The organism is Aeromicrobium piscarium (assembly GCF_007421815.1).
In the GTDB taxonomy this organism is placed as follows: domain Bacteria; phylum Actinomycetota; class Actinomycetes; order Propionibacteriales; family Nocardioidaceae; genus Aeromicrobium; species Aeromicrobium piscarium.
Genome location: NZ_VLNT01000002.1, coordinates 85,276 through 96,543 on the forward strand (window position 1 = coordinate 85,276; position 11,268 = coordinate 96,543).

Consider the following 11,268-nt stretch of genomic DNA (forward strand, 5'->3'; position numbering starts at 1 on the left):
CTTCAGGGTATCCGAGCCGCCGAACCCGCCGCTGCCGGTATGCCGGGCTCGGCTCGGTCCGGGCGCCGGAGCGTGGGCGGTGGGCCATCACGCACTCGTGTGGTCCAGGTGCGGGAACACTCACCGATCGCCGGTGAGGGCGGCGGTGACGCGGGTCCGCAACGACTCCGCGGCCTCGGCTGTCAGGGGTCGGGACGACCGATCGACGACGTAGAAGACATCACGCGCCTCGTCCCCGTAGGTGTCGGTATGCGCCGATCGGATCCCGTATCCCGCCGCGGTGATGGCGCGGCAGACCACCCACAGGAGGGCGCGGCGGTCCGTCGCCCGCACCTCCAGCAGCGTCGCGGTCTGCTCCATCGCCTCGAGGACGGTGACCCGTGGTCTCGTGTCACCGGGATCGAAGGTGAGTCGCCGCGCGAGATCGACCGAGCCGTCCACCACGGCACGAAGCCTCTCGCGCAGGACCCGAGCGTCGAGATCGGGCCGCGACACCTCCCACAGGGTGGCGGCGCCGGCGCCATCGCTCGCCACGCGTACCGAGCGGATCGAGAGGCCGGCCAACGACATGGCACCGGCGAGATCGCCCAGCACGCCGGTGCGGTCGCCGCAGACGACCAGCACCAGCGAGCCGTCGTGGTGGTTCTCGGTGGACACCGCGAGGGTGGTCGGTCCCACCCCCAACAGATCGGGCAGCGGCGTTCCGGACGGCCAACCCGCCGAGACGAGGTCGTCATCGGGGGCACCGGCCAGCACCGCGCGGACCTTGCCCACCAGGCCCTCCACCAGTCCCCTCCTCCAGCGGCTCCACGCCTGGTCGCTCGTGGCGAGCGCGTCACCGGCCGTCAACGCGGCGAGCAGATCGAGGAAGGACGAGGTCCGCACGATCTCGGCGACATTCGCGGCCGTCTGCGGATCCTCGATATCGCGCCGGGTCGCGACGGTGGGCAACAGCAGGTGCCAGCGGACGAGACGCCCGACCATCGTGCTCTCGACGGCATCGAAGCCCCAACGACGGCAGATCGCCTTGGCCATCGGCGCACCCACCTCACTGTGGTCACCGGCACGACCCTTGCCGATGTCGTGGAGCAGGGCCGCGACGACCAGGAGGTCCGGACGGGCCACCTCACGACTGGACCGCATCACCTGCACGCAGGTCTCGATGCTGTGCCGGTCGATGGTGAAGCGGTGGACCGGCGATGACGAACCCCGCAAGCGGATATCGCGCCATTCGGGCAGCAGCGGCTCGATGAGACCGGCGATATCGAGTTCCTCCCACACGTCGACCAGGCCGGGCCCGGCCCCCAGCAGTTCGACCATCCACCGGCGGGTGGAGGCCGGCCAGACCGGTGGCCAATCCCCCAGCTGCCGCACGAGACGCCCGATGGACGCGGCGTTCATCGGCAGCGATCTGCGCGCCGCGGTGGCAGCGAACCGCAGCAACAGTTCCGGATCGCTCGCGGGATCCGCCTGCCGGGTCACCACCACCTCGCCGGCCAGCACGCCGACGCCCGATGCGACCGGTTCGATGAGCGGTCCCCGGGCGCCGACGCGGCGGTGTGGATCGCGGGCGACCGTCGCGTCCACGCGACGCCAGGTCACAGAGGCCAGGTGCGCGATCCGGCGGCCGATGTCGCGCACCTGCAGGTCCAGCGTGGCCGGGCCGAGCGACCACCGCTCGGCGACCTCGGGGACGAGCTCGGGCAGCAGCCGGTCGCTGCGCCGGCTCGCGACCTCGTGCAGTGTGTCCCGGATATCCAGCAGTCGCTCCCGCAGCGACTCGGCCTCGTCGCGCGGGAGGTCGACCAGCCACGTCGCGAGCAGCGCACGCAATGTCACGGAATCGCGCAGACCGCCACCGGACTCCTTGAGATCCGGCACGGCCGCGTGGGCGAGCCATCCGAATCGGTCGATGCGCTCGTTACGGGCCGTCCTGACATCGCCGATCCGTCGCCGGGCCTCACGACGCCAGTCGCCCAGCACTCGGGTTCGCGCGGAAGCGACGACCTCGGCGTCGCCGACGACACAGCGAGCATCGAGCATGCCCATCGCCGCCCGGTAGTCCTCACCTGCCGTGCGGACCGTCTCATCGACCGAACGGACCGCGTGATCGAGGACGACGCGCCGATCCCACAGGGGATACCAGACCTCCTGAGCGATCCGGGCGACCTCGGCCTCGTCGACGCCCGCGTCGTGCAGCAGGACGACGTCGAGGTCGCTGTAGGGCGAGAGCTCGCGCCGCCCATAGCCCCCGACCGCGACGAGGGCGAGGCCACCGTGAGAACTCGTCCCGGTGGCCTCGCCGAAGACCCTCGTCAGCAGGCGGTCGGCCTCGTCGGACCGCTCACGCCGGCCTCGTGCGAGGTGCGCTGCGAGATCAGCGCTCAGATCGCGGCCTCATCGGTCTCACCGGTGCGGACTCGCACGACGGAGTCGACGGGGACGACCCAGACCTTGCCGTCGCCGATCTTGCCGGTCTGCGCGGCCTGGGCGATGGTCGAGACGACCGTCTCGGCCTCCATATCGTCGATGACGATCTCCACGCGGATCTTGGGCACCAGCGAGACATCGTACTCCGCTCCCCGGTAGACCTCGGTGTGGCCCTTCTGCTGGCCGTACCCGCTGGCCTCGGTCACGGTCATACCCGCCACTCCGGCCGCGGCGAGTGCCTCGCGGACTTCCTCCCACTTGTGCGGTTTGATGACTGCGGTCACGAGCTTCATGGCTCAGGCTCCTGTCGTGAAGGTGGATCCGCCGGTGTTGGCCAGATCGTATGCGGACTCTCCATGCTCGGCGAAGTCGATCCCCGAGACTTCCTCTTCCTCGTCGACGCGCCATCCCAGGACCACCTTGACGATGAGGCCGACGATGAGCGTGGCGATACCGGACCAGAGCATCGCGTAGATCGCGATGCTCGCCTGGACGACGAGCAACCGGACACCGTCACCGTAGAACAGGCCACCGGCGGTCGCCAGGAAGCCGATGCCCACGGTGCCAACCAGGCCGCCCACGAGATGGACCCCGACGACATCGAGCGAGTCGTCATAGCCGAAGCGGTACTTCAGGCCCACCGCCAAGGCGCACAGCGCGCCCGCGACCGCGCCGAGGATCAGCGAACCGATCGGGCTCAGCGCCCCGCACGCCGGCGTGATCGCGACCAGACCGGCCACCACGCCGGAGGCCGCGCCGAGGCTGGTGGCCTTGCCGTCGCGGATCTTCTCGACCACGATCCAGCCCAGGATCGCCGCGGCGGCCGCTGCCGTGGTGTTCACCCACACCAGCCCGGTCTCGCTGACGAATCCCTCGAGATCGAAGCTCTCCGCGTCGGGGACATAGGAGCCGACGTTGAAGCCGAACCACCCGAACCACAGCAGACCGGCACCGAGCATCGTCAGTGGGAGATTGTGCGGACGCATCGGCTCCCGGCCGAAGCCTCGGCGTGCGCCGATCAGCAGCACCAGGACGAGGCCGGCGACGCCGGCGTTGATGTGGACGACCGTCCCTCCGGCGTAGTCGACGGGGGCGACCGCCGCGACTCCGTCGACGAGGCCGAAGAGTTTCGCCGCGAGCCCACTCGCCGCATCGGACAGGAAGCCGCCGCCCCACACCTGGTGGGCCAGCGGGAAGTAGGAGAACGTCACCCAGAGCGGCAGGAACAGCAGCCACGCCGAGAACTTGACGCGATCGGCGATGGCGCCGCTGATCAGGGCCGCGGTGATGATCGCGAAGGTGACCTGGAAGGCGATGCTCACGTAGTCGGTGGCCGCCACCCCCTGCAGGCCGAACAGATCGAAGGGGTTGCCGAACAATCCGAGGACGTCCGAGCCGTACGCCGTCGACCATCCCCAGAGGATGAAGACGGCGGGGATGAGGGCGAGCGCGCCGAACGACATCATGATCATGTTCAGTACGGATTTCGCGCGGGTCATCCCGCCGTAGAAGAGCGCCAGCCCAGGCGTCATCAGCAGCACGAGCGATGCCGATGCGAGAATCCAGGCGGCGTACGCGGCGTAGCCGGTATCCATGAGACCTCCAACGAGAACCACGGACGCGAGGATCGCGCCCGTGGTCCTACGGTGGTCGTCGGTCATTTCGCCACCGCCACGTAGATGTTGCGGTTGCGTATCGACATCGCCGCCTGTGTTACATCGGCATGTCGTCCGACGCTCAGGCGAGCAGCGCGTCGACGAACTCCTCGGCGTCGAAGGGCGCGAGGTCGTCGGCGCCTTCGCCCAGTCCCACGAACTTGACGGGGACGCCGAGCTCGCGTTGCACCGCCACGACGATGCCGCCCTTGGCGGTGCCGTCCAGCTTGGTGAGCACGACACCGGTGACGTCCACCACCTCGGAGAAGACCCTGGCCTGCGTCAGACCGTTCTGACCGGTCGTCGCGTCGATGACGAGCAGCACCTCGGTGACGGGCGCCTGCTTCTCGACCACGCGCTTGACCTTGCCCAGCTCGTCCATGAGCCCGGCCTTGGTGTGCAGGCGACCGGCGGTGTCGACGAGCACGACATCGGTGCCCTCGGTGATACCGCGCTTGACCGCGTCGAAGCCGACGCTCGCCGGGTCGCCTCCCTCGGGACCGCGGACCGTCGGCACGCCGACCCGCTCACCCCAGGTCTCCAGCTGATCGGCCGCGGCCGCACGGAAGGTGTCCGCGGCGCCGAGCAACACCGTCTTCTCCTCCGCGACGAGCACCCGCGCGAGACGGCCCACCGTCGTGGTCTTTCCGGTGCCGTTGACCCCGACCACGAGCACCACTCCGGGGGCGCCGTCGTCGCCGGTCGAGTGCAGGGTGCGGTCCAGTGACGGCCCCACCAGCCCGATGAGCTCCTCGCGCAGGATGGTGCGAGCGCGGTCGGTATCGGAGACCCCCTCGGTCGAGAGCCGAGCGCGGAGGTTCTCGACGAGCTCCGTCGTGGGACCGACGCCGACATCGGCCGCCAGCAGGGTGTCCTCGATCTCCTCCCAGTCGTCATCGCTGAGTTTGCCGCCGCCGAGCAGGCTCAGAAGGCCCTTGCCCAGGCTGCTCTGCGAGCGGGCCAACCGGGCCCGCAGCCTCATCATCCGGCCTTGCGGAGGCTCGGGCGCCTCGACGGCCGGAGCCGTGGGCTCGTCGACGGTGGTCTCGGTCGCGGGAGCGCCCGTCTCGTCCAGCTCGACGAAGTCGTCCTCGAGCAGTCCATCGTCGACCGGGCCCGGTTCGGGCTCCTCGGGGTGGTCGATGGTGCGCTCGGTGATCTGGTCGAGGTCACGGGGCGACGGCAGGCCGCGGTTCTTGCGCGATACCAGCAGTCCGATGCCGGCGCCGGCCACGACGACGACCGCGATGAGCAGGATGATGAGCAGTTCGGTGGTCACGGCATCCACCCTAGGAGATAGCCACGCCCGTACTCGACGCCCCGCCGCGCGGCCGCAGCATCACGCCCCTCTCGTCCCCGCGAGTGGGATCAGACCCGGACGGAGGCGGCATCGAGCCGGATCACGCGGTCGATCCGGTCCAGCACCTCGGGCGCATGCGAGATCACGATCACGCTGCGGTCCGGCGCGAGGGCCAGCAGGTCGTCCAGCAGCGCCCGCGCGGTCGGAGCATCGAGATGCTCGGTCGGCTCGTCGAGCACGACGATCCGGTGATCGCCCAGCAGCAGTCTCGCCAACGCCAACCGCTGACGCTCCCCACCGGACAGCCTGCTGCCGTGCTCCCCCACCGGAGTGTCGAGGCCGCGCGGGAGCGAGCGCACGAATTCGCCGAGCCCCGCCCGGTCGAGGGCCGTCATCGCGGACTCGTCCTCGACCTCGGGATCGGCGATCCGTAGATTCTCACGGATCGTGGTGTCGAAGATGATCTCGTCCTGGCCCAGATACCCGATCCGGCCGCGGACATCGTCCGATCCGAGCTCACGGACATCGACGTCGCCCAGCTGGATGTTCCCGGCGCGGGGCTCGATGAGGCGCAGCAGCGTGTACGCGAGGGTCGACTTGCCGATACCGCTCGGTCCGGTGATCGCGACGATCTCGCCCTCGTCGACGTCGAGGTCGATGCCGTCGACCAGGGTGCTCTCCCAGCCCACCGCGAGTCCCCGCAGCCGCAGCGACCAAGCGGACGGAAGGGCTGTGGACTGGTCGGGCTCCGTGATCGGGGCAGGGAGAGCAGTGAGCGCGGCGATGCGGGCGTCGGCGTCGTCGACAGCGGGGCGGTGACGTTCGGCATCGCCCCATGCCTCGAGCGGCTCGGACAGCGCGATCGGCGCGAGGACGAGGACTCCCACGACCACGACGGGAGCACCGGCCGACCAAGCGGCGACGAGTGCGACGGCGGCGCCGGTCACCGCGAGCACGATGGCCGAGGCGAGACCCACCGCACCGGCCCCATGCCGTTGCGCACCGGCGAGCTCGGTCACCGACCGGCCCGTCTCCGCGCGGAATCGGTCACCGGCGCCGAAGGCCACGAGGTCCGGGCCGGCGAGCACGATCTGCGACACATCGGCGGCCAGCCGCCCCCGGGCCGCGGCCGCCCGCCGCCCGTCGCGTCGAGCGGCGATGCGGGCGACCGTGGACCTGATCGCCACCGCGCTCACCACGACCCCGCCCGCGACCACCAGGCCGGAGCGCAGGTCGAGGGCGGCGACCACGCCGATGACGACCATCGAGGCGAGCAACCCGGTCCACCAGGGCAGCCGGACTCTCAGCAGCCGATCCTGACGGGTCTGGACATCGCTGACCACGCGGCTCACTACATCGCCACGCCGCTGCCCGGTCAGCCCCGCCGGAGCGATCCGGTTCAGCTGGCGGTAGACCTCCACTCGGTCCGTCGTCGCATCCCGGAGGGCGACATCGTGGGTCATCAGCCGTTCGACATAACGGAACACGGCACGAGCGATGCCGAAGGCGCGGACGGAGACGATCGCCACCATGAGATAGAGCACCGGGGGCTGCTGGGCGGCACGGACGATGAGCCATGCGGCAGCCAGCAGCAGCCCGATCGCCGAGAGCTGGGCGAGCACCCCCATGAGGACACCCAGCCCGAGCCGGCCCGCGCGCCCGGTCATGCGGCCACCGCCTCGGCCGGGGTGATGGTGACGACGCGGTCGGCGGCCGCGATGGTCTCGGGACGATGAGCGACCGCGAGCACCGTGGCACCCAGGCCGCGGATCGCGGCGATCAGGGCCGCCTCGTGGGCGGCATCCAGGCCTGCCGTCGGCTCATCCAGGAGCACCAGCCACGCACCGGTCTCACGCACTCGCAGCAGTGCACGGGCCACCGCGAGGCGGCGGCGCTCCCCCGCCGACAGATCGGCCGCATCCTCTCGGACGGGACGATCGACGGCCAGAGGCAGCCCCGCGTCCGCCAAGGCTCGCTCAACCGCGGTGCGCGCGGCGCCAGGACAGCCGAGCGCGATGTTCTCGCCGATCGTGCCCTCGATCAGTCCCGGCACCTGCGGGACCCACGCGATCTGCTCGCGCCACGCGGCGATGTCGAGCTCGGCGAGATCGGTGCCGCCGACGCGGACCGCGCCCGCCTTCGGCTCAATCATGCCGAGCAGCACCGCCAGCAGCGTCGACTTGCCACCGCCGGAGGGACCGGTGACGGCGACGAACTCGCCCGGATGGATCGCGAGCCGGTCGAGGAAGAGCGATGGCCGCCCCCGATCGCCGTAGTCGACCTCCAGGTCCTCGACGATCACGGCTGAAGCCTCCTTCGGCGGGGGCCTCTCACCTCGATGCCGCTCGTGATCGAGCAGCTCGAGGATCTCGACGGTGGCCTCGGCGCCCTCGGTGGAGTCGTGGAACAGCGTCCCGACACGCCGGACCGGCAGATAGGCCTCTGGGGCCAGGAGCAGCACCAGCATCGCCGGACCGAGCTCCATATCGCCCTCGACGACCCGCAGGCCCACGCTCACCGCGACGAGCGCGACCGAGATCGTGGAGAACAGCTCCAGCACCAGCGAGGAGAGGAAGGCCAGCCGCAGCGCCCGCATCGACTCGGCGCGATGCTTGTCCCCCACCTCGCGAAGGCCCCTCTCCTGCGGGCGGCCGAAGATCTTGAGCACGACGAGTCCGTCCAGCACGTCCGCGAAGTGCCGCCCCAGCCGTTCCATCGCGGCCCATCGGCGCTGGACCTTGTCCCGCGTGAGCAGACCGACCAGCGCCATGAACACGCCGATCAACGGCAACGTCAGGATGATGATGGCAGCAGACAGCAGATCGACCCAGGCGATGACCGCGATCACCGCGGCGGGAACGATCGCAGCCAGTGCCAGCTGCGGCAGGAAGCGGCCGATATAACCGTCGAAGGCGTCCATGCCAGGACCGAGCAGCGCGATCACCCGCGAGCTCTCGGGGCGCGGCCCCAGCCGACGGGGATCGAGCAGGTCGCCGACAACCTCCGCCCGCAGCTCGGCCTTGACACGCACCGATGCGCGCTCGGCCACCACCGAGTGGAGCCAGGCCACCACAGCGCGCAGGACGAAGGCGGACACGATGCCGAGCGGCAGCGCCACGACGGCCTGACCGTCGAAGCGTCGCGCCACGACCTCGGCCACCATCCAGGCGACCACGATGACGAGCACCGCGGTGGCCGTGCCGAGGACCACGCTCCACGCCAGGTGCCGGCGGACCGTCGCGGACCGCCGCACCAGGCGTGGATCGAGCGGCCTAGTGGGCATCGGCGGGCATGTTCTCGGTGCTGATGCGCTTACGGAAGACCCAGTACGACCAGATCTGGTAGCCGATGACGATCGGCAGGAAGACCACCGCGGACCAGGTCATGATCTTCAGCGTGTAGGGCGTCGAGGAGGCGCCCTCGACCGTCAGCCCGTACGCCGGGTCGACCGTGGACGGCATGACCTCGGGGAACAGCGCCACGAACAGCATCGTCACGACCAGCCCGATCGCGAGGAAGGTGCCGGTGAAGGCCCACCCGTCGCGCTGGGCGTACGAGGCGAGCATCGCCGCCACGAAGGCGGCGGCGCCGAGGACGCCGATCACCCACACGACCGCGTCCCCATGCGAGAGACCGGTCCACACGATGAAGGCGACGGCCAGCACGCCTGCCACGAGGCCACAGCGCTGAGCGAAGACGTGGGCGCGCTCGCGGATGTCGCCCGCGGTCTTGAGCGCCACGAACAGCGCGCCGTGAACCAGGAAGACCGACAGCGTGACCAGCCCGCCGAGCAGCGCATAGGGGTTGAGCAGGTTGAAGAATCCGCCGACATACTCCCCGCTAGCGTCGATCGGGACGCCGCGGACGATATTGGCGAAGGCGACACCCCACAGCAGCGCCGGCACGAAGGACCCGATGATGATCATCCAGTCCCAGCGGTCCTTCCACTGCTGCTCGTCGCGGGTACCGCGGTACTCGAAGGCGACACCCCGCACGATCAACGCGATCAAGATGAGGAACAGGGGCAGATAGAAGCCGCTGAACAGCGTCGCGTACCACTCGGGGAAGGCGGCGAACATCGCACCGCCGGCGACGATGAGCCAGACCTCGTTGCCGTCCCAGACCGGGCCGATGGTGTTGATGAGGACCCGGCGTTCCTTGTCGTTCTTGGCGAAGATGCCGACCAGCATGCCGACCCCGAAGTCGAATCCCTCGAGCACGAAGTAGCCGACGAACAAGAAGGCGATGAAGATGAACCAGAGTGTGGTGAGTTCCATGAGTCCGTCCTCGCTCAGTACGCGAACGCCAACGGGGCGTTGGGGTCGTCATCGGGTTCTTCGGCGGGCGGGTTGGCATCGGGCAGCCCCTTGCCGATGAAGCGCAGGAGCAGTTTGACCTCGATCACCGCGAGGATGCCGTAGAGCAGCGTGAAGCCGATCATCGACGTCCAGACCTGCGCTGCGGATACCGACGGCGAGACGCCTGTCGCTGTCGGCATCAGTCCGAAGACGACCCACGGCTGGCGTCCCATCTCGGTGAAGATCCAGCCGAAGGAGTTGGCCGCGATCGGCAACAGCGGCAGCATGACGGCGGTGAACAGCAGCAGTTTGGTGCGCCGGGTGCCGACCTGTGGCGTACGGCCCCCGCGGATCGACCAGAGCAGCCAGGCACCGCCGATCATCGCCAGCGCGCCGGCGGTGATCATCATTCGGAAGCTCCAGTAGGTGACCGGGATGTTCGGCGAGAAGTCGTCGAGTCCGGTCTCGCTGTAGGTCTCGCGGTATTCCTCGTTGAGGGAGTCGATGCCGCGCACCTCCCCGTCGAACGACCCGGTGCCGAGGTAGGACAACAGGTGCGGGATCTCCAGTTGGAAGATCGGCTCGCTGCCGTCGAGGGTGCCGATCGTGAGCAGCGAGAACGGCGCGGGCTGCGCATCCTCGTAGAGTCCCTCGGCGGCGGCCATCTTCATCGGCTGGACCTCGGTCATGACCTTGCCCTGGATATCGCCCGTGACGATGGTGCCGAGGCCGGCGATCAAGAGGGCGATCGCGCCGAGCTTGACGCCGCTGCGGTAGGCGCTGGCGTCCTCGCCCGGCTTGCGGACGAGCTTCCAGAAGGCGACACCGGCCACGAAGCCGCCGCCGACCATGAAGGCGGCGAACAGGGTGTGCGGCAGGGTGATGAGCACGACCTTGTTGGTGAGCACATCGGCGAAGCTCTCGAGCTCGGCGCGTCCGCGCTCGGCGTTGTAGGTGTAGCCGACCGGGTTCTGCATGAACGAGTTGGCTGCCAGGATGAAGTAGGCACTGACCGCGGTGCCGATGGCGGCGATCCAGATGCACGCGAGGTGCAGGCTCGGCTTGAGCCGGTCCCAGCCGAAGATCCACAGGCCGAGGAAGGTCGACTCGAGGAAGAACGCGAGGAGGCCCTCGATCGCGAGGGGGGCGCCGAAGATATCGCCCACGAACCTCGAGTAGGACGACCAGTTCATGCCGAACTGGAACTCCTGCACGATGCCGGTGACGATGCCCATCGCGAAGTTGATGAGGAAGAGCTTGCCGAAGAAGCGGGTGAGCCGGAGCCACTTCTCGTCCCCGGTGCGCCGCCACGCCGTCTGCATGATGGCCACGAGGAAGGCCAGCGAGATGGTCATCGGCACGAAGAAGAAGTGGTACACCGTGGTGATACCGAATTGCCAGCGCGCGAGGTCCAGTGCCTCCATCGCCATCGTCCTTTCGCCACAATCGACACGACCCTGTGCCGACTGGATCAGACTACGCCCGCGCGAGGGTCAAGTTCCATTTTTCACAAGGCTTTGTGATGATCTTCACAAGCGAGCCTCCGGAGCCGGTTCCGCTCCCCTTCTCCAGGGCCCCGCGAGTG

The 11,268-nt window shown here is 69.3% G+C and carries 8 protein-coding genes; all 8 read right to left on the reverse strand.

Annotated features, from left to right (window positions below; all coding sequences use genetic code 11):
* Positions 1 to 120: 120 nt before the first annotated feature.
* The 8 genes from FNM00_RS03260 to FNM00_RS03295 all read right to left on the reverse strand — a co-directional run bounded on the left by FNM00_RS03260 (position 121) and on the right by FNM00_RS03295 (position 11,107).
* Positions 121 to 2,388 (reverse strand): [protein-PII] uridylyltransferase, encoded by a 2,268-nt coding sequence (locus FNM00_RS03260; protein WP_143911581.1) that lies wholly within the window; start codon positions 2,386 to 2,388, stop codon positions 121 to 123.
* Positions 2,385 to 2,723 (reverse strand): P-II family nitrogen regulator, encoded by a 339-nt coding sequence (locus FNM00_RS03265; RefSeq protein ID WP_143911582.1) that lies wholly within the window; start codon positions 2,721 to 2,723, stop codon positions 2,385 to 2,387. The genes FNM00_RS03260 and FNM00_RS03265 overlap by 4 nt, the downstream gene beginning before the upstream one ends.
* Positions 2,724 to 2,726: 3 nt before the next feature.
* Positions 2,727 to 4,046, reverse strand: coding sequence for an ammonium transporter (locus tag FNM00_RS03270; RefSeq protein ID WP_246065047.1), 1,320 nt, complete (start codon positions 4,044 to 4,046; stop codon positions 2,727 to 2,729).
* 121 nt (positions 4,047 to 4,167) lie between these two features.
* Positions 4,168 to 5,364 carry a signal recognition particle-docking protein FtsY gene (gene ftsY, locus FNM00_RS03275; protein WP_143911584.1) on the reverse strand — a complete coding sequence of 399 codons (1,197 nt, stop codon included), beginning with the start codon at positions 5,362 to 5,364 and terminating at the stop codon, positions 4,168 to 4,170.
* A gap of 89 nt (positions 5,365 to 5,453) precedes the next feature.
* Entirely contained in the window at positions 5,454 to 7,052 is a 1,599-nt protein-coding gene (gene cydC, locus FNM00_RS03280; RefSeq protein ID WP_143911585.1) for a thiol reductant ABC exporter subunit CydC, read from the reverse strand.
* Positions 7,049 to 8,668, reverse strand: coding sequence for a thiol reductant ABC exporter subunit CydD (gene cydD / locus FNM00_RS03285; protein WP_143911586.1), 1,620 nt, complete (start codon positions 8,666 to 8,668; stop codon positions 7,049 to 7,051). Before cydD ends, cydC begins: the two co-directional genes overlap by 4 nt.
* Positions 8,658 to 9,662 carry a cytochrome d ubiquinol oxidase subunit II gene (cydB, locus tag FNM00_RS03290; protein ID WP_143911587.1) on the reverse strand — a complete coding sequence of 335 codons (1,005 nt, stop codon included), beginning with the start codon at positions 9,660 to 9,662 and terminating at the stop codon, positions 8,658 to 8,660. The genes cydD and cydB overlap by 11 nt, the downstream gene beginning before the upstream one ends.
* A gap of 14 nt (positions 9,663 to 9,676) precedes the next feature.
* Entirely contained in the window at positions 9,677 to 11,107 is a 1,431-nt protein-coding gene (locus FNM00_RS03295; RefSeq protein ID WP_143911588.1) for a cytochrome ubiquinol oxidase subunit I, read from the reverse strand.
* Positions 11,108 to 11,268 lie beyond the last annotated feature (161 nt).